Genomic DNA, 17,573 nt, shown 5'->3' with positions numbered 1-17,573 from the left:
ATTAGCGGGCAGTTGTTAACGCTCGCTGGGTGCACGTTCGATATAGAGAGTGAAAGATCCTCTCTGGGATATTTCACTCTCTATCACTCGCGCTCTCCCCCCCTACCTGCCGCGGACTACGGGTTAGTCCGCGGCAGTTTCATAATCAATGTAGCCGCGCTCGCCGCCGACGTAGAACGTGGCCTGATCTGGCTCATTAAGGGCCAGACCTTCTTCCCACCGGCGTACCAAGTCCGGATTAGCAATGAGCTGTCGACCCACGACAACGGCATCCACGTGATCCAATTCCAGCTCGCGCTCGGCATCTTCCTTAGTGGTGACAGTGCCGAAACCATCATTCATCAAGACCTTGGTTTCGCCATTGGCACGAGCCTTCTTTGCCAAGGCCGAGATGAGTTCGCCTTCCGGCTCGGCGTGCAGGAAGGAGACATAAGCCAAGTTTAGCGGGGCGATAGCATCCAAAAGGCCGCCGTAGGTGGCCAACATATCCGCCTCGTCATCTTCAACAATGCCCTGTACAACGTGGGCTGGGGAGAAGCGCACGCCCACGCGGTCAGCACCGATTTCATCCACGACAGCACGAATAACCATCTCTGGCAGGCGCCACCGGTTTTCTGGGCTGCCACCAAATTCATCGTCGCGCTGGTTGGCAGATGGTGCCATGAATTCGTGCAGCAGGTAGCCATTCGCATTGTGGATTTCTACACCATCAACGCCCGCGTCGACGGCCCGGCGTGCGGCAGCACGGAATTCTTCAACGATGCGCGGGAGCTCATCGGCTTCTAGGGCGCGCGGTACCGGTGCATCCATCTTGCCGGCAAAGCCGCGAACCTGGCCGTCCCAATCCAGGGTGCTCGGGGCCTCTGCCTGGGCGCCATCAATGAGATCCGGGTGGCTGGTACGGCCGCCGTGCATGATCTGCATGAACAGCACGCCGCCCTTGTTATGTACTTCGTCAGCTACCTCGCGCCAACCAGCGGCTTGCTCGTCATCGACGATGCCCGCCTGACCAGGGAACGCGCGGTTGGTCCATGCGGGGAAGGTTCCCTCGGTCACGACGAGACCGGCGCTAGCGCGCTGGGAATAGTACTTTTTGTGTAGCTCGCTGGGTACACCACTGTGACCTGCACGCTGACGAGTCAGCGGCGCCATGGTCACGCGGTTGTTCAACGTATAACGGCCAAGTTCCAAAGATGTAAATAATGATGTCATGTCTACTGAAACAGCCCGTGGTTTAAATTTGTTCCACCTTTCGCCGCATTTCCTATAAGTCCGCAGTTAGATACCGGTTTAAGTGCTAAAGTTTTCACAATTCACACCGTCGATTGCTACCAGTTTTTATGATGATGAAACGCCACACTTCCTTAATGCTTGCCGCCTTGTCCCTCACCATGCTCAGCGCCTGCGGTACCTCCGATGATTCTGATTCTGCCGATCCCGAACCTGCCTTTGTGCCCAGCGACGCTTCCACGGCTCCTACGACCGTGACGGAAACCCTGGAGAATACTCCAGACTCCACCGAGGAAAAGGGCGATAAGGAAGGCGACGAGCATGGCGATGCCGGCTCGGATGATGACGCTCCCCCTGCTGGAAATCACACGCTTTACGCCGGAAAAATTGGCGGCGACTGCGGATACACCAACCAAGGAGACACCATCCACGCAGGTGAACATACATCCTGCGAATTTACCGGCCCCATTTTTGATGAAGCGCTCAAGCACACTTATACATTCCAGCAGCGCGATCCGAGAGCCAACGGCGCGTATAGCACCGAAATTTCCGTCGCCAGCCCTATCACCGGTAAGACCTATGACCTTCGCTGTTCAATTGGATCAGATCGCCGCGGACTCATCTGCGGGAAAGACGGAGACAATAGCTTAAGTGTCATATACCGAGCCGAGGAACTCGATCGCTTCTGGACGGACCGCCTCGACGTAGTCGACGGCTCCCACTAGCATCTAGTGGGGTTCTGAAGGAATCGTGGTCTGTTGGCTATCCGCCGCCCCGCTATTTCCGTCTGCGCCGGAGTCTCCGTCGCCATTCCCTTGGCCATCGCCAGCATCGCCGTTTGAGTCAGCGGGCCCATCCTGACCGCTGCCGTGCCCGTCCCCGGAATTAGGCGTGGAGTTGGGCGCCTGGCTGGGATAGCTAGGAACGGTCGGCGTATTGGTGGTCGTTGGTGTTGAATCTGCGTCCGTCGGTTCCGTTGGGGTACCGGTAGTTAGAGGATCTTCTGTAGGCACAGGCTCTTCAGATTCCGATGGTGTTTCGGAGGAAGATTGCGTATCGCGATCCTTCCAATAGTCCGGCGACAGCCAGCCGGCTTCCCCTTCCTCTGGGTTGCTTGCCGCGAGGATGAGCAGGCCAACGACAAGCAGGGCCGCCACGAGGCCGGTGGTGGAGGCGCGCACGCGCCCGCCGATGGTGGCAATCTTTTGGAATTGGGTACTGGTCTGAATCGTGCGCCAGATCTTTCGGCGCGATTCCTCGTCGCCTTCTGCGGCATCTTCGCCCGCTTCGGCCGTGACTGCTTGTTCATCGACCTTGGTCTCAGCACGATCGACTTCTTCTGGGACCAATTCCTCTTCCGCCGTGGGGTCATCTACTGGCGTATCGGGGCGGGAGCCTTCCCCAGCGTCCAAGGCGTCTTTGGCCGACTGCGCCGCGGCATGCTTTGGGTCCGCAGGTTTCTTCTTTTTCTGTTCCTGCAGCTCATCAAAGTCGATGGCGGAGCCGTAGTGGTCCCAGAATTCCGAGAGCAGCGACGAGCGGATGGCGCGCTCCACGGACCACTGGCGGGCGGGATTCACCGTCACCATGATGCGGTAACCCACCTGCCACGGCTGGCCGGCAACCTGCGGGCTGACCAATTGGGTGGCGGGAAGGACCGTGAGCTCGCCGGCGACGTCGACGGAGATCTCTGGGGCTTTAATGGCGTGCTGCGAAATCTCTTTGACGCGGCTCGTAATCTCCGGCAGGGACTCGCCCTCATGCACTGGGACATTGATATTGACCACCGCGCGGGACCATTCCTTGGAATAGTTGGTCACCACGCCGGCGGAGCTATTGGGGATGGTCACCAACTCACCGCTAGGGGTGCGCACCTTCGTGGTGCGCAGGGTCAGCGTCACCACATCGCCTTCTACCCCAGGAATGCCGGCAAAGGAGACGTAGTCTCCCACGCCGAACTGCTTTTCCGTGAGGATGAAAAATCCGGAGAGGAAATCCGAAATCACGGACTGGGCACCAAAACCAACCGCAGCAGACACTATCGTCGCAGGCACCGCGGCGCCCAGCGCCGGAACTCCGAGATTAGTCAGCGCGGCCGCGACCAATAGGAAGTACGCCACCGCTTGGACGATGTAGACCAATGCGCCGGTCAGAGCCAACCGCGCCTTCGTGGATTCTTCTTGCTCATCCAAATTATGTTCGATAATCCGGATGGCTAGGCGCCCCATGCGGGGCAAAAGAATGCCGATAATCACGAATGCGATGAGCGGCAAGCCGTGGTCAACAATGAGGCCCCACAGCTCAAAAAAGTAATACCTCAAGTTCATGGTTCAAGGATATGGCACCTAGCTGAGAAATTGATGCCAGTTTTCTGCCAGAAGTAAGAAGGAAGGAGTCGGAAGATGGGGCATCAGCAAGCAGATGCCCCGGGGCCTAGTCGCGCGATTGGTAGCGGTCCATCAGGCGATCAATCAGCTCATCAGTAAGCTTGTCATCTTCCAAAATCGTATCGAGCAGCCGCTGGGATTCCTCGCTGGAGGTCTGCTCCTCTTCCTCATAGGAATCGCCGCTAAAGTCCACGCCAAAGTCCATGTCCTCGGACTCCGCTGGCGCCGAGCTGAACTGATCGACGTCTGATTCGAAGGACTGCAAAAACTCGCTGGCCTCTTCCGCCGCATCCTGGCGGCGCTTGCCGGAACGCACTTCCTTTTCGATGCGCCGCTGCAGCGCCTCTTCCATCTGCCGGTGGCGCCAGGAGCGCACGCGGTGCGGCTCCAGCTTGCGCCCGACCGCGCGGCTCTTGTTCTCAGCCTTCTTCGCCAGCACCTTAACCTGCGCAGCCGTATCATTAATCGGCGCCCACTCCTGGTTCGCGGGCACGCGCCAACCGGCCCAAATACCCAGCAGCGCCAAGAAAATGGACACCAACGGTCCCACGATCATGCCGACGGCCAACATATCGAAGTGGTTGCCCACCAACACGATCACGGTGCAGGCGATGGCCGGAATCACCGTCGGCTGATTATCGCCAAAGACGGCGGGCTCGCGCCCCATGGCGATATCGCGAATCATGGAACCGCCTGTAGCGGTAAACACGCCCATCATGATGCACGGAATCGGCGGCAGACCATAGGTAATGGCCTTCACGGCGCCGGTACCGGCCCACAGGCCAGAAACCACGGCATCACCATGCGCCTGGATATAATCCCAGGTCTTGCCTTTGAAGTAGACAAAGCGCGCAATCAACGCGCCAGTAAACGCCAGGTAGAGGTACTCCGGCTCGCTCATCGCCGCCACGGTGCCGCGATTAATAAGCACATCGCGCACCATGCCCCCGCCCAGGGAAGAAAACATCGCAATGAAGAAAAACCCGATGATGTCATACCCGCGCTTGCGCGCAATGGTGCCGCCGATAATTCCCATCAGCAATACACCGCTGACATCGGACCAGCGATAGAGGGACTCAATGAGCGGATCTACTTCTGTCATGCCATTTATTAGACTGCACTGCTCACCCACGCGCAATTCGCCTGCCCACATGCGCTGCGGTGCTACACTTTTCCTGTTCTAATGCCCCTTCTATCTCTTCCTACATTCCGCATGAAAAAGATTCTCTCTCTTGCCGGCATTCCTGCTGGTTGGGGGCTCGTCCACCCCCGCTGACGACGAGCCCAACTTCACCGATACCAGCCCGCACAGCACCGGTTCAGACAGCGGTGCGCTTGCCGATGCCGACGCCGATACCGATTCCGCGCCTTCCGCGACTGCCAAGCTTTCCAAGCCGCAGAAAGCGGAGAAAGACGATGATTCCGCACTCGCTGCGCAGGTAGGCGGTATGTGCGGCATTCGCGATTATGCACAAATCATCGCCGACGATGCCACCGATTGCGCCTTTGCCCTGGATATTTATAAGCATGCAGTGGATGCCACATACAGGCTCGAAACCCCTGATCCAACCGTTACTGCAGCCTGGCAGAGCGATATTACTGTGAAGAACCCGAGCTCTGGTGACAGCTACGATCTCCACTGCATCATGGCCACGAATCAAAAATCCGTCCATTGCAGGTCCCAAGAAGACGAAAATATCGGCACCCGCATCGAGCTGACCGCCAGGCCGATTTTCTCCGAGCGCGTGCGCACCGAATACTAAAAAGGAGGCGCCAGCATTGCTTGCCGACGCCTCCTTCTACCGTGGGGCCACCGGGGCTCGAACCCGGGACCGACGGATTATGAGTCCGGAGCTCTAACCGACTGAGCTATAGCCCCACACGGATGCCATGTCGTAAAATACGAAACTCCGCTCCCAAAAGATTAGTCAATAGCTCGCGAAAGACCAATTCTCAGCCCCTCATAAAATAACCCCAGTTGAGTGCGCGACGCCCAACCGTGGATGTCCGTGCTGCGACTGGAACCCACGTTAGAGCCTCAGCGAAGATGAATTCTGCCCCTCATAACCGAAGTGCTGATCGTCGTTACTAGATGTCCTTTCGATTTGTTGATTATTGGGTAGCAAGAAATTTGAGGCATTAAATCAAAAAAATTTATCCCCGCTCACGCGGGGAGCACAACTTTATTCCAAGCCATGCCAACACCGCCTAGGGCTCATCCCCGCTCACGCGGGGAGCACCAGACGGTGGAATAGCGGACCCGAACCACCCTGGGCTCATCCCCGCTCACGCGGGGAGCACGTCCACCCGCTGCCTGAGGTTGACCTTATGGCCGGCTCATCCCCGCTCACGCGGGGAGCACCACGGCGTTGAACACAAGGGAATTGGCGCGTAGGGCTCATCCCCGCTCACGCGGGGAGCACTGGCAACTGGCACTTATCTTGCTGGGTACCTTGGGCTCATCCCCGCTCACGCGGGGAGCACTCGCCGTCACTCTCACGGGTAAAGCGGTCGGGGGGCTCATCCCCGCTCACGCGGGGAGCACAGGGCGCGGACTTCCCCCGGTGCGATTGTGTGGGGCTCATCCCCGCTCACGCGGGGAGCACGTGGGCCTGTGCAGCTTGCTCAGCGAGCTTTACGGCTCATCCCCGCTCACGCGGGGAGCACCACTTGCTTCCCCGCGGTCCAGTAGGACCTTGGGGCTCATCCCCGCTCACGCGGGGAGCACGTCGTTGATGAGTGTGCGTAGCAGGCCGGGGCCGGCTCATCCCCGCTCACGCGGGGAGCACGTCACCTTGTCACCCCACGGGGGCTTACCGTAGGGCTCATCCCCGCTCACGCGGGGAGCACGGTTTACGGGTCTTAAATTCACGCATTAGTCGGGGCTCATCCCCGCTCACGCGGGGAGCACAGGTCTTGGTAGGCGGTGCCCTCGAGTTTCGCGGGCTCATCCCCGCTCACGCGGGGAGCACACCAACGCCCGCCACCTCATCGAAAACAAGTACGGCTCATCCCCGCTCACGCGGGGAGCACCTGCGGTGCTGTTCCAGTCGTTGAACATTGCGGGGCTCATCCCCGCTCACGCGGGGAGCACGCAGAACGTCCCACCCGCAAGTTCCTCCAACAGGGCTCATCCCCGCTCACGCGGGGAGCACTCGAGGGTGACGTATCGGTGTACCCATAGCCAGGGCTCATCCCCGCTCACGCGGGGAGCACTCTGAATCTTCCTTATTTGTGGTGTAGAACGTGAGGCTCATCCCCGCTCACGCGGGGAGCACCCGTGCTCCCAATAGTCACGTAAGCGCTCAGCGGGCTCATCCCCGCTCACGCGGGGAGCACTCATTCGCCAACCCTAAACTGGTGGCACCTCACGGCTCATCCCCGCTCACGCGGGGAGCACGACGGCGGCAGCTGGAACGCCCATAGCCACGAGGGCTCATCCCCGCTCACGCGGGGAGCACAGTCGCTCCTGCGCCGCCAACAGGTCTTGCTGGGGCTCATCCCCGCTCACGCGGGGAGCACTGCGACTCCGATAGGTGCTTAGTACGCCTTGGGGGCTCATCCCCGCTCACGCGGGGAGCACCACGGCGTTGAACACAAGGGAATTGGCGCGTAGGGCTCATCCCCGCTCACGCGGGGAGCACTCACACCACGCATCAGACGAAGCGACCGGCCAAGGCTCATCCCCGCTCACGCGGGGAGCACCTGTCGAAGTCTGGTTCCCGAATGTTGGAGACGGGCTCATCCCCGCTCACGCGGGGAGCACGACGTGAGCCAGTCGACAACTTTTTCTAAAAGCGGCTCATCCCCGCTCACGCGGGGAGCACAAGGACGTAGCTAAGCCCACATGGTCTAAGTGGGGCTCATCCCCGCTCACGCGGGGAGCACAGCATGTCATGCAAGCGTCGGTGGACACCACTGGGCTCATCCCCGCTCACGCGGGGAGCACAACGGTGAATCCGAACTGGCAGGAAAGCAATTCGGCTCATCCCCGCTCACGCGGGGAGCACGCCGACGTGGCCAACACCAAGCCCTATGCACCGGGCTCATCCCCGCTCACGCGGGGAGCACCGGAATTGGCGGCCCTCGGGCGGCAGTGGGAACGGCTCATCCCCGCTCACGCGGGGAGCACACTTGAAAGGACACGTTTACCGTGACCAATCCGGGCTCATCCCCGCTCACGCGGGGAGCACTATCCAAGTCGGTCGCCGAGTCCAAGCCGTATGGGCTCATCCCCGCTCACGCGGGGAGCACCAGCTACCGTCATCTTGGCGATTTACTGGGACGGGCTCATCCCCGCTCACGCGGGGAGCACACTTGCTGAACAGCAGAAATTCGAGCCTTAAACGTATTTTACATACAACTTGTATTTTGGGGGAAGCTATCCTCGAAGCTCCACGCAGCCTAATATCCTCCCTTCTGTTTCTTATAAGAAATACGGGTACGTCGGGCTTGAGACCATCCAGTCCTTCGCTGTGGTTGCTTAGACTTAGCCGGTCGCGTCATCAAGGTAATCCCGTCAAAATCCGTAGGTTCCCAATGATGTCGGTGAGCCTTGAACTCCATTCCCTGCTCATTCGCGGCTGAATACACCAAAAGTGCGCGGCCATCTTTACAAAGCTCGGTTGTACGTTCCCAGAGCAGATCACGAATACGAGCAGAGGGACGTCCCACGAATACACCGGGAGTCAGTTCAATGAGCCACTTGGACAGATCGCCGCGTAGTCCAGCGGGACAAGCAGTAATAACCAGCACCATCATGACAACGTTTCCTCTTCTGCCCAGTTAAGACCAGAAGCGATGACTTCAAGTTCACTCCACAGCATTAACTCGGCATCACTGACAAGCTCGTCATCTGGTACATCAAAAAGTGCTTTAAGGTCTTGAACCATCCGCGGCATGAGGCGGCGTGAGACAACTTTATCCCGCACGAAACGACGCACTTCCACAGAGGGATTACCCTGTTGTGCTGCGACAGCATCAAATGCCGCTGGAATAGAAATCTCTGCTTTGTAAAGGTCAGCAATGTCGTAGACGAATGACCTATCGGTGCCTGTATGCACTATCCCTAAGGCAGGGATGAAACCAAGCGCTGCAACGACAGCATGAGCAACTCCATATAGCGCGGCGCTGCCTGCAGTCAGAGCCTGGTTAATTGGGTCAGAAGAATCGAAATCATTGGGATCATAAGACCGCCGATTCCAATAGACTCCAGTACGCTCGGCTTCAGCCGCATAAATCCGCTTCATGCGTGCGCCTTCGCGGCCACGCAGCTGGGACATCGTCAACTGAGAAACGTCTTCTCCTGGAAACCGCATGGCATACATTCTGCGAGCCACGTCCAAACGCTTCCGCTGGTGAGACACTACCTGCGCATGAATTTCAGCCATGCGGGACGATTTCGCTGGTGGCCGACCGTGCGCATAGTACCGAACGCCGCGCTCACCTACCCAGAGGGTGGTAACCCCGGCATCGCCAAGCAAAGCCATGCCCGCGTAAGTAATCCTCGTTCCTGGACCAAGCAGCAGTGCCGCCAGCTGTGTGGCTGGCACATGTGCGACGCCGCGCTGGTCCGTGATCGTTAGAGAATTACCATCTCGATTGATCACGCAGCGCTCGGCGTACAAGAAACTGATTCGGTCTCCCATCCGGGACAAAGCTTGGCGGGTGACAGGGACTTCGCTCGGATTTGACATCAGGACCCCATCGGCCGGGCTAGAGTCATTAAGCCACAACCATAACCACGAGCTCTTCCTATCCCATGAGTAAGGGTGTGCCGAAGAGCCTCAGAATCTTTGACCTCCAAGGTTCCGCGGTATCGGGCTGTGGCGATACGCACACGCCTATTGCCATTTCCTTTCCGGAAATCCAACGTTTTTCGCTCAATAATCGCGGTTTCTTCTTCAACGGACCACCGAGAACGCTCATCATCGCTGACATCATCCCCTGCTCGGGGGGCTAGTTCAAATCCGGCATTTTCTGCTCGCCGATACAACCACTCCAACTGGTGTTCCACAGACACATGAGCCTTCACTTTTCCTCGCTTGCCTCCATTAGCTTGCGAATACGTTGGGTTGGCTACCAGTTCAAAGATCCATCTTTGCCCCTTAGTGAGTGAATTCAGCAGACGGTCATACTCAACCGATTGCCCCGGCCGTGTATCCCACCCTGCTTGTTCCACAATCACATGGTCAGTTGGCTTTTCAGGCCCCACCACATAGAGGGAGTGGTGATGAGCGCCTTCATCAAGGCGCCATAGAATACGCCCAGACTCTTGATCCACATCCGGTGGAAATGATGCGGCGACCGCCGCGTGCATTGCTTGTGGATTAGCAAGTAGCTTTCGCCCTTGACGCCGCTGAGGATTGATAAGAATTTTGGTTAACGTACTCATGCATTCATCACCGCCTCCAAAAACGGATCCGGGCGCCGCTCTGCGCTATCTAAGGGGTTGTCCACATTCGCAAATTCCTTTTGCACCACGGTGCGCCATGAATACTTGCGGTGCTGCGGATCAAAAGAGTTCGGTACATCCTGGCAAGCCACGCCGGATTCTCCTGGGAGGGAGTCCCGGTAAATCGGCAGCGATACTTCCCCACCACTGGATTTCATATACTCCTTGGTGGCGTGCCACGTGCCGTGCTCTTGTAATGCCGTAACCGCAGGCTTTTCAACCACACCAAGCACCACATTGGGCGGAGCCGGGCACGAACGCCGACCCAAATAGAGCGGAAATACCGGCCGATTTAGATTCTCTGCAAAATTCTCGAGTTGCTCGCGATCCTCACTTTCGATTGCCGCAACGAATGCGGCATCTGATAGGAAATAGCGGGTAATGAGTTTTGCGGATGCCTGCGGATCCTTTTGCCAGTTTTGCGCGGTTTGATAATCCCGCAAAAGGCTACCGGATTGATCGACGCGCACCGCGAACTTGAGTCCAGCCAAGTCAGCCATATCTTCATCGCGCCTGCGCCCTTCAGCTGCGGCTAGCATGCCAAGAACTCCTGACTTTGAGGGCAAGGACGAAGTTGCACGGGTAGCGTAGCGAGATTCCGTTCCCCACGACTGCATCGGCCCTTTAAGCAGCAACAACAATGATGCTGTCATCGTTTTAAGCCTCCTACTCCGAAAGCGCGGAAGACAAACGCTGCGAAAGCTCTGGCAGCGTCACTTCGTCAGCGATTTGTGCGAAAGCCTGACGGGCCTCGCTCAACCCAACCACAAAGGCTGCCTTAGGCTGCAGCCCATAGTTTTCTTCAAACTCGGTTTCTTCTTTCGCCAACGCTTCGGCACCGGCGACGCGCAAGCTCTGACCGGCGGTTGGCTCTACTGGTTCTTCGAAGGCCGTAACTAGGCTCACCGGGCGGGTATCGCGAACTGCGATATAGATGAGCTCAGGCATTGTTTGGTTGGCAAAGGTATTGATTTTGCCCGTGGGCATAGACTTGATGAATGCATCAACGAAATTCACTGCGGCTTGCTTTGCGTTTTCTGCCGAGTCGAGATTTTGTGTCAGTCCATCTAGATTCACCGTGGCATAACGGTACAAGGTAGAAGACATCATTTGTACAGTGCCAATCATGCCTGCACCAGTTTCTTCGCCTTCCTCGGCCAAGTCATCGACCGCGGTGAAATAGTCGAATTCAGGCGCGCTGGCGTGAATTCCCAGTGCATGCGCAACTTGTACCGCAGCATCGACGTTATACGCAGCATCATCGGCAACCATGCGCCCAAACAACGCCATATCTACCGAGTGCTGGGTATCAAGGATCTCCAGAGCGTCCTTCTTCTTAATCTTTTCACCATCGGCCGCAATAATCGCCTCTGCGGCACGTTCAATCTGGTGTGGGCTCAAGAACAACAAGTATTTGGTCTGCGGATACTGCGCTGCTGCTAGTTCTTCTTCGGTGGTTTCCTCGGAATCTTTCAGCGCCTTGATACGCTTCGCGTCCACTTCCGTCTTAATTCCTGCAGCTTTGAAAAGCTCAGCAACTTCCTTTTGAGCTCGCTCTGCATTCCATCCCTCGTGTTCTTGAGCCTTTCGTGCGATCTTTTCTGGAAGCCTCTTCGAGCGGTCACCCACAGATTCGGCATCGATTTCAGATTCAAAGTACTTGCGGATTGCACGCTTCCATGCCTGCGAAGAGACTCGCTGACGTGGCACGCCGCCGTAAACGGCAGACTTAGGCGCCCCGGTGTCATCACGGTTAATCAGAGAAGGCGGAAGGGTCTGGAGTGCGTGGATATCGATGGTCAAAGCCATAGCGAAAATTCCTTTCTAGAATATGAAAATTGATTTTAAGAAGTCTGTTCGGTCTGGGCAGACGCATAAGAACCGAATGCGAAGTCACGTGCCCATTTCAATAGCACGCCTTGTCGTTGCGTATGCGCTTTTTGAGTAGTGCTTTTGCTGCCTAGAACCCGCAGGTCCTGTGCAAATGCACCGTAGTCAAACCCCAAATTTTCCCCGCGCAATAGCGTTACCAAGGAACGAATATGTATGAGGCGGGAAGCCTCATCGGAAGATACGAGCATCGCATCAAAACGCGGTTTCGTGGATTGTGACTGACTGTGCGCATAGAAACGACCGCAGGCCCGTGCGAAGCTTTGGCCTTTAATATGTGCTTCAGTGCTAGCGCTTTGTAGATGGATACCTAGCATCGTCATGGCTTGAAAGGCCGCGAGCTCTGATGCAGATGGTGCGGCGCCCTTTCCCATCTCTTGTTCACTCAATGCAGGCTCCAATAAAAGGAGGACCTCTTCAAGTGCCACGGGATGTTGTTCAAGACGTACCGCAGAATACTTACGCAATTGGGCTAGGACTGCACGTGCTCGCGCTTGTTTATTGTGTTGCGGCGAATGCAAATAATCATTCTGTAGCGCCTCTGCGGTACGCGCCACGGAGGTTCGCAAACGCGGGCCTGTGTACTCCGCAGCAGTTTCTGCCTGCGGATGACTGGTGTCATGCATGGGCAACACCTTCCTTCATAGGTGAGCTAGGATTCTGATTTCGTGTGGACTTGCCTGTTAACGGCAGGTTCTTATCAAAACGCCGCTGTAGCTGCTGAAAAAGGGATCCAGCTGAGACAATTCGGCCCTTTCCGTCTTCTCCTGCGTCTACTTCCCTGCCGATAATCGCCTTCATCCCGGCGCCGCGCAGCAGTTCCATTGCGTGGGAGACAGCTACTGATCGAACTCGTTCTTGCCAGTTGATCTGAGCGCTGTCTGCATTTTCAGCAGAAATGGTCTGCATCCACGCAATAAACTCCGGCTCTAACTGGGCGTAAAACCTGTCCTTAGACTTAACGCCGAATTCATAATCATCGCCCGCGGCTACCCGCAGTTGACCTTCAAACCAGCCCAAGCTCACGGCTGTTTCATAGGTCTTTTGGGCGGCAGTGCGGACAGCGTTACGCGCTTGCCTGCCAAGATCATCTTCGCGCAATACCACTAGGGGAAGCCCGATCGTGGTGCTGAAAGTAGTGGCTACTGAAGATTCCTGTGGTCCGTATTCCATCGAAACCAAAGCAATATCAAAGGCGCCTTGGTTTAGGTATCCATCAACGTCAAGCGCAGCGAGATTGCTGAGATTGGCTGGTCGCTTCGGAGCTTTTGTCTTCTTCTGGTCAAAGCCTGGGTCGTCTTCGACGGCAACCAACGCATCAAGTGCACGCCACATGGTCTGAGTGGAATCATATGGACGCGCGTAGTAAGCATCTTGGCCGGCCTTCGACTGGTTGGGGCTATACCGATACGGTGTCATAGGATCATTCATGACATTCTTTCCCGCATCCGGAATGCGATCACCATTCGATACGAGGACGCGAGTAATCTGGCCTTCTTCAGCTACTAGGCGCACTCGTCGTGCCTGCCAAGTCGCCAAATCAGCCGCGCCTTGGGGCACAGCACCAAGCTTGTAATCTGATCCACGGCGCTGCGCAGCAGTATCGGGTTCTCTTTCCCATACCGATTTATCCAGCTCAATTGGGTTAGTTCCCTGCTCCGTCATAACAGCTGCCATAGGAGTATTTAACAAAAGTGTTTCTAAGAGGCCTTCAGTACCAAGTACTAAAGTTCCGCCCGTTCGACCAGTCCAACCTGTGCCGATGGGATAACCTCGACCACCCTTTACGCGAGGGTCTCCTACTGCGCCGGTTTTAATACCGGAATAATCATAAGCCTGCAGGTGAAGTAGCCATCGGGCAGCCTCATCTAGAGGGATCGCCCGCCGACCCTCAGCCGTGCGCATCGTGAAATGATCATCAGCGGCTTCTGGAACTATATAGGAAATCGGTCGAGTCTCATTTTTCTGCGAGTGAAGATCCGCCACCTGCATGAAGGGAACAGTGTCAGAGAGTAAGTCGAATCGGTCTCTAAAGGCATCAAGATAATCTAAAACAACTTGGTCCCGCTTCGTCTCGCTTAATTCTTCACGCTTTTCCGCGAACCATTCGCCCCAATCAAAGCTGGCACGTTTCCGCCTTCCGCCTGCTGCTTCTGCTAATTCTTGCGCATGAGCGCGCCAAAATATAGCCAATAACAGTCTTATGACCGCATAATCCTGGGTCGGTGAATCGCCCACAATCTTGTGGGCATCACCCTGTCCAGAAAATATGTCCCGGATGCTCAACGCTTTGCGATTATCCGCACTGTCCATGCACAGAATCCATGGCTCATCGAGCAGGTTAAAGGTTTCTGTATCAGTCATTATCTTTCGCCTCCTTTCTTTTAAAAGTGAATTGGTGGATGATGTGGCTGCCCCTAGTAAAAGGAGGTGCTCTCAGCCTAACTAGTGCCTCGGACATATCACTCACGCCCAACACTCATAATTTCGATTCCCAGCTGGCTTGTATACCGCAGAACAAAGCGTCCTACCTGAGTTTCTCCTTCTTCATTTAACGGCAAAGCCAGTTGTCCTCGCAGTAAATAATGTGAACCCCACTCGGCCGGGGTTGCCCCTTCGAGGTCATCGACTACCGCATCAAAGTCCGAGTCATAACGGGTCATTCGCACAGGTAGTCGTACTGTACTAGACGCAAGATGAAAGGCCAGCCTATACGGAATATCGGCAGCCTCAATGACTTCTTCATCCCAGCCCCACGGGCGATAACCGTAATCAGTCTCGATGATGAGGATCACCTCAACGCTAGGCTCTGCGTCACGGACTCGGGCTGCGCCTTTGATCTCGGCATCGTCTGCGGAATCATCCTGCAGCCGTGCAAATAGAGCGTCCAGGCCATTGGTACTCCACGGATCCGGCAATCGGAACGTTGAGGACGCTGAATGCGCTTTCGATTCCTCAAAATCACGCGTCGCAATAGCTTCTCCCCACGATGCATTCCATGCCTCTGGCGGCTTAAAGCTGCGATCATATGCAGCTGCTACAAGCGGAGCGATGTCATCTGGTCGGCGAATTCTGCTTGGCAGTACTGCATAGGTTGATAGCAATATCGCACGGCCGTAAATGGCCTCCGCACCTGATTCAAATTCCGGAACTGGTGAGGAAGTTTCTATCCCGCGAATAACAACCTTTGGCTCACGCAGATTTTCGGGTCGATCGCTGGAAGGACGCGCGTGGCGGTGCAACCTTCCGATGCGCTGAATAAGCAAATCCATAGGTGCGATATCAGTAATCAGAGCGTCGGCATCAACATCCAAACTCTGTTCCGCAACCTGAGTGGCCACCACAATTTTTTGCTTCGGCCGGCCCGTTCCTCTGTGGGCATCGGGGCCAAGTTGGCGCCGTAATGAATCTTCTTTTTCTACGCGTTCCCAAGCCACAAATCCCGCATGATGAAGCTCCACGCAATCACCATAGCTTTCGACGAGTTCCGAATATGCGGCCTGAGCTCGTGCGATAGTATTGCAAATAATAAGAACGCACCCTCCATCCACGAGCCATTCCTTGAGAAGTTCGTGCAATGAATCTTCGCCTTCCGCCAGGAAAGTGATGGTGGTTTCAAGGTCTGTTGGAGACGCCGGGACCTCTAGGGAACGGATTTCGTCTTCTGTCGCCACCGTGATTAATGGGTAGCCAGCCGGCTCTTCCTCTGGCCATTGACCGTCGGAGTACGCACTGACCAATGCGCGCCGCTTGTCCGCCGGCAACGTGGCGGACATGACGATGACGCTGGCACCATAAAATCCCAACCATTCGATGGCACTCCGGAGGTAATCGGAAGAATAAACGTCAAAGGAATGGACCTCATCAAAAATTACTACTTTGCCTGCCAGGCCAACATGTCTCAGCATGGAAAACCGCTGCTGTAGCGCCATCATGAGCACTTGGTCAACGGTACCCACCACGAAATTGGAAAGAATGCCGAGCCGCCGTCCCGACATCCACTGCGATGCAACAACGTTGCCGCCTTCTTCTTCGTAACGGTTGATTCCCGTAAATTTTAAATCCGTATAAGGCTTGGCCAATGCATTTTTGGAATGCGCGAGGTACATCGATCGAACCGAATCTGTCGTTATGTTTCGACTCCATTCGATGGTCCTTTGCAACAGGCCATTCGCGGTGGCCATGGTCGGAGCGGCAAAAAAGATTCCTTGTGCTCCACTTCTCGCCGCAAGCACCTCCGCTGCTGCTAAGGCGGCTTCGGTTTTTCCTACGCCTGTTTCAGCCTCTAGGACTATGAGCGCTGGCTCATTGATCGCACTGGCAGCCTCTACCATTTTCTGCTGTACTTGTCGCGCTTTAAACTCAGCCGGCCACCCAAACGATTGCCGGAATTGCTCGTCGATGTCTTGATGCAATCGAGTTTCCGGTTCCCAAGGCGAGGTCAAGTCAATGAGCTCCGCAGCCCGTCCCACTCGGTCTAGTTGAGTTCCCTGCACGCGTAAGCCGAAAGCCTTTTCATTGGAAGCAATCCAGTCCGCCATAACCACTAAACCGGTAAGCATTTGGGCAGCTGCGGGCGAGACTTTCGGCAGCTTGGCAAAGACCCGCGCAAGCTCATCTGCCCCGCAGAGTTGAGCCATGGCATCAAGAAGTTCGCCATGAACCATTCGCCACGCCGAAGGGTAATCCTGAATCAATTCTCGGACCGCTTTATTCGGACCACTTGCCGCACCATGATGCGCATTGACAACCGCGGCCACAGAGTTAGCTTTTGGCAGGGTAAGCCCCTGTTCTTCAAGCCAGATTGCTAGAATTTCACCAGAAGCAATACCGTGCGGAAGCTTGGACATATTCGCCTCTGAGGCGCTCAATTCGATATCCAGTCCCGCGTCGCTAACGGCGTGGACTAAATGCGCAACGTCACTGCGGTCAAGAAGAAGCCGCTGGAAAGTTTTAACACCTTTTCCAACATCATGGGACCCAGCAAGAAAGACGTAGAGAACTTCTATATCCGTCTCTGAGACACGCAACTCGGCTTTCAGGAACTCCTTTACTGAACGAGAAAGCCAAGAGTTATACACCAAGGATGCAGCACAAGCGGAATCAACCATATGTTGCGGCAGGTTGAGATGGTCTACACCGTCACCCGATTTCGCCCACAAGCTCCGCGCCTGCAGGCTGCGTTAACCGGCCCAACCATCTGCACGAGTGCAAAAATCCACTGTCTTCGCTGGCAATTTCATGGTTCTATCTCCACCACAGGCTCACCCAGTCCACCTTTATGGTGAACTGGAGTTATTAACTAATGATTTAAGACTATACCTTCCTTAGCACTAACGTGTTGCACTTTTTGAAATGTACTTTAAATCTGCATCAATTTTTGCGGTAATATTACAGGAGGCGAAACGCCAAACTCCCAGCCAGCGCTGGGATGAGCCCACGTCAGTGCTCATTTGACTAGTCAATTGACTAGTTCCCCGCGTCAGCGGGGATTATTTTCTATCTCCATAATTCAAGGCGGGTTAAACGCCAAAAGGGGATGCGGACGAAATCTTGGAGGATTTTCCGTATGTCTAATATTCGATACACGAATGCGCAACGACTTAAGGCGT

General features: G+C 55.8%; 13 protein-coding genes, 1 tRNA gene and 1 CRISPR repeat array. Of the genes, 2 read left to right on the top strand and 12 right to left on the bottom strand.

Annotated features, from left to right (window positions below):
* Positions 1 to 123 precede the first annotated feature (123 nt).
* On the bottom strand, positions 124 to 1,212 hold the full coding sequence (locus ABRP64_RS06360; RefSeq protein ID WP_349865874.1) for an alkene reductase: 1,089 nt from the start codon (positions 1,210 to 1,212) through the stop codon (positions 124 to 126).
* A 155-nt stretch (positions 1,213 to 1,367) separates the two neighbouring features.
* Here ABRP64_RS06360 and ABRP64_RS06355 point away from each other — a divergent pair, with 155 nt between their 5' ends.
* On the top strand, positions 1,368 to 1,955 hold the full coding sequence (locus tag ABRP64_RS06355; protein ID WP_284850117.1) for a hypothetical protein: 588 nt from the start codon (positions 1,368 to 1,370) through the stop codon (positions 1,953 to 1,955).
* Between the two features lie 3 nt (positions 1,956 to 1,958).
* On the opposite strand, the gene ABRP64_RS06350 is transcribed toward ABRP64_RS06355, so the two are convergent.
* Together ABRP64_RS06350 and ABRP64_RS06345 are read right to left on the bottom strand one after the other, a co-directional pair.
* Positions 1,959 to 3,557, bottom strand: coding sequence for a mechanosensitive ion channel family protein (locus ABRP64_RS06350; RefSeq protein WP_349839018.1), 1,599 nt, complete (start codon positions 3,555 to 3,557; stop codon positions 1,959 to 1,961).
* A gap of 106 nt (positions 3,558 to 3,663) precedes the next feature.
* Complete coding sequence (locus tag ABRP64_RS06345) at positions 3,664 to 4,719, bottom strand: trimeric intracellular cation channel family protein (RefSeq protein WP_349839017.1); 1,056 nt, start codon at positions 4,717 to 4,719, stop codon at positions 3,664 to 3,666.
* Between the two features lie 130 nt (positions 4,720 to 4,849).
* Between ABRP64_RS06345 and ABRP64_RS06340 the strand changes: the two genes are divergently transcribed.
* A complete protein-coding gene (locus tag ABRP64_RS06340; RefSeq protein WP_284854152.1) occupies positions 4,850 to 5,380 on the top strand; it encodes a hypothetical protein in 531 nt (176 codons plus the stop codon).
* Positions 5,381 to 5,422: 42 nt separating this feature from the next.
* On the opposite strand, the gene ABRP64_RS06335 is transcribed toward ABRP64_RS06340, so the two are convergent.
* The 9 genes from ABRP64_RS06335 to cas3 all read right to left on the bottom strand — a co-directional run bounded on the left by ABRP64_RS06335 (position 5,423) and on the right by cas3 (position 17,123).
* Positions 5,423 to 5,496 (bottom strand) — tRNA-Ile (locus ABRP64_RS06335).
* A 272-nt stretch (positions 5,497 to 5,768) separates the two neighbouring features.
* Positions 5,769 to 7,932: a CRISPR direct-repeat array (repeat unit 28 nt; unit sequence GGCTCATCCCCGCTCACGCGGGGAGCAC).
* 89 nt (positions 7,933 to 8,021) lie between these two features.
* Positions 8,022 to 8,378 carry a type I-E CRISPR-associated endoribonuclease Cas2e gene (gene cas2e, locus ABRP64_RS06330; RefSeq protein ID WP_296087402.1) on the bottom strand — a complete coding sequence of 119 codons (357 nt, stop codon included), beginning with the start codon at positions 8,376 to 8,378 and terminating at the stop codon, positions 8,022 to 8,024.
* On the bottom strand, positions 8,375 to 9,265 hold the full coding sequence (gene cas1e / locus ABRP64_RS06325) for a type I-E CRISPR-associated endonuclease Cas1e (RefSeq protein WP_284852219.1): 891 nt from the start codon (positions 9,263 to 9,265) through the stop codon (positions 8,375 to 8,377). Before cas1e ends, cas2e begins: the two co-directional genes overlap by 4 nt.
* Before the next feature lie 47 nt (positions 9,266 to 9,312).
* Positions 9,313 to 10,011, bottom strand: a complete 699-nt coding sequence (cas6e, locus tag ABRP64_RS06320; RefSeq protein WP_284854150.1) for a type I-E CRISPR-associated protein Cas6/Cse3/CasE — start codon at positions 10,009 to 10,011, stop codon at positions 9,313 to 9,315.
* Entirely contained in the window at positions 10,008 to 10,724 is a 717-nt protein-coding gene (cas5e, locus tag ABRP64_RS06315) for a type I-E CRISPR-associated protein Cas5/CasD (protein ID WP_296087389.1), read from the bottom strand. Before cas5e ends, cas6e begins: the two co-directional genes overlap by 4 nt.
* Before the next feature lie 13 nt (positions 10,725 to 10,737).
* Positions 10,738 to 11,880, bottom strand: coding sequence for a type I-E CRISPR-associated protein Cas7/Cse4/CasC (cas7e, locus tag ABRP64_RS06310; protein WP_349865871.1), 1,143 nt, complete (start codon positions 11,878 to 11,880; stop codon positions 10,738 to 10,740).
* Between the two features lie 35 nt (positions 11,881 to 11,915).
* Positions 11,916 to 12,587 (bottom strand): type I-E CRISPR-associated protein Cse2/CasB, encoded by a 672-nt coding sequence (gene casB, locus ABRP64_RS06305; RefSeq protein WP_349865869.1) that lies wholly within the window; start codon positions 12,585 to 12,587, stop codon positions 11,916 to 11,918.
* Positions 12,580 to 14,325 (bottom strand): type I-E CRISPR-associated protein Cse1/CasA, encoded by a 1,746-nt coding sequence (gene casA / locus ABRP64_RS06300; RefSeq protein ID WP_349865867.1) that lies wholly within the window; start codon positions 14,323 to 14,325, stop codon positions 12,580 to 12,582. Before casA ends, casB begins: the two co-directional genes overlap by 8 nt.
* A gap of 98 nt (positions 14,326 to 14,423) precedes the next feature.
* Positions 14,424 to 17,123, bottom strand: coding sequence for a CRISPR-associated helicase Cas3' (cas3, locus tag ABRP64_RS06295; RefSeq protein ID WP_349865865.1), 2,700 nt, complete (start codon positions 17,121 to 17,123; stop codon positions 14,424 to 14,426).
* Positions 17,124 to 17,573 lie beyond the last annotated feature (450 nt).

The sequence above is a fragment of the Corynebacterium sp. KPL4015 genome (assembly GCF_040225725.1).
Lineage (GTDB): Bacteria > Actinomycetota > Actinomycetes > Mycobacteriales > Mycobacteriaceae > Corynebacterium > Corynebacterium rhinophilum.
The sequence above is the reverse complement of the archived record's forward strand: the minus strand, read 5'-3'. Positions and strand labels throughout refer to the sequence as shown.

Bases quoted from the DNA above. Each gene is read 5' to 3' on its own strand.
- casA (WP_349865867.1), bottom strand. From the start codon at position 14,325: ATGACTGATACAGAAACCTTTAACCTGCTCGATGAGCCATGGATTCTG.
- ABRP64_RS06355 (WP_284850117.1), top strand. From the start codon at position 1,368: ATGCTTGCCGCCTTGTCCCTCACCATGCTCAGCGCCTGCGGTACCTCC.
- cas6e (WP_284854150.1), bottom strand. From the start codon at position 10,011: ATGAGTACGTTAACCAAAATTCTTATCAATCCTCAGCGGCGTCAAGGG.
- cas1e (WP_284852219.1), bottom strand. From the start codon at position 9,265: ATGGGAGACCGAATCAGTTTCTTGTACGCCGAGCGCTGCGTGATCAAT.
- ABRP64_RS06350 (WP_349839018.1), bottom strand. From the start codon at position 3,557: ATGAACTTGAGGTATTACTTTTTTGAGCTGTGGGGCCTCATTGTTGAC.
- casB (WP_349865869.1), bottom strand. From the start codon at position 12,587: ATGCATGACACCAGTCATCCGCAGGCAGAAACTGCTGCGGAGTACACA.
- cas2e (WP_296087402.1), bottom strand. From the start codon at position 8,378: ATGATGGTGCTGGTTATTACTGCTTGTCCCGCTGGACTACGCGGCGAT.
- ABRP64_RS06345 (WP_349839017.1), bottom strand. From the start codon at position 4,719: ATGACAGAAGTAGATCCGCTCATTGAGTCCCTCTATCGCTGGTCCGAT.
- ABRP64_RS06360 (WP_349865874.1), bottom strand. From the start codon at position 1,212: ATGACATCATTATTTACATCTTTGGAACTTGGCCGTTATACGTTGAAC.
- cas5e (WP_296087389.1), bottom strand. From the start codon at position 10,724: ATGACAGCATCATTGTTGTTGCTGCTTAAAGGGCCGATGCAGTCGTGG.
- cas7e (WP_349865871.1), bottom strand. From the start codon at position 11,880: ATGGCTTTGACCATCGATATCCACGCACTCCAGACCCTTCCGCCTTCT.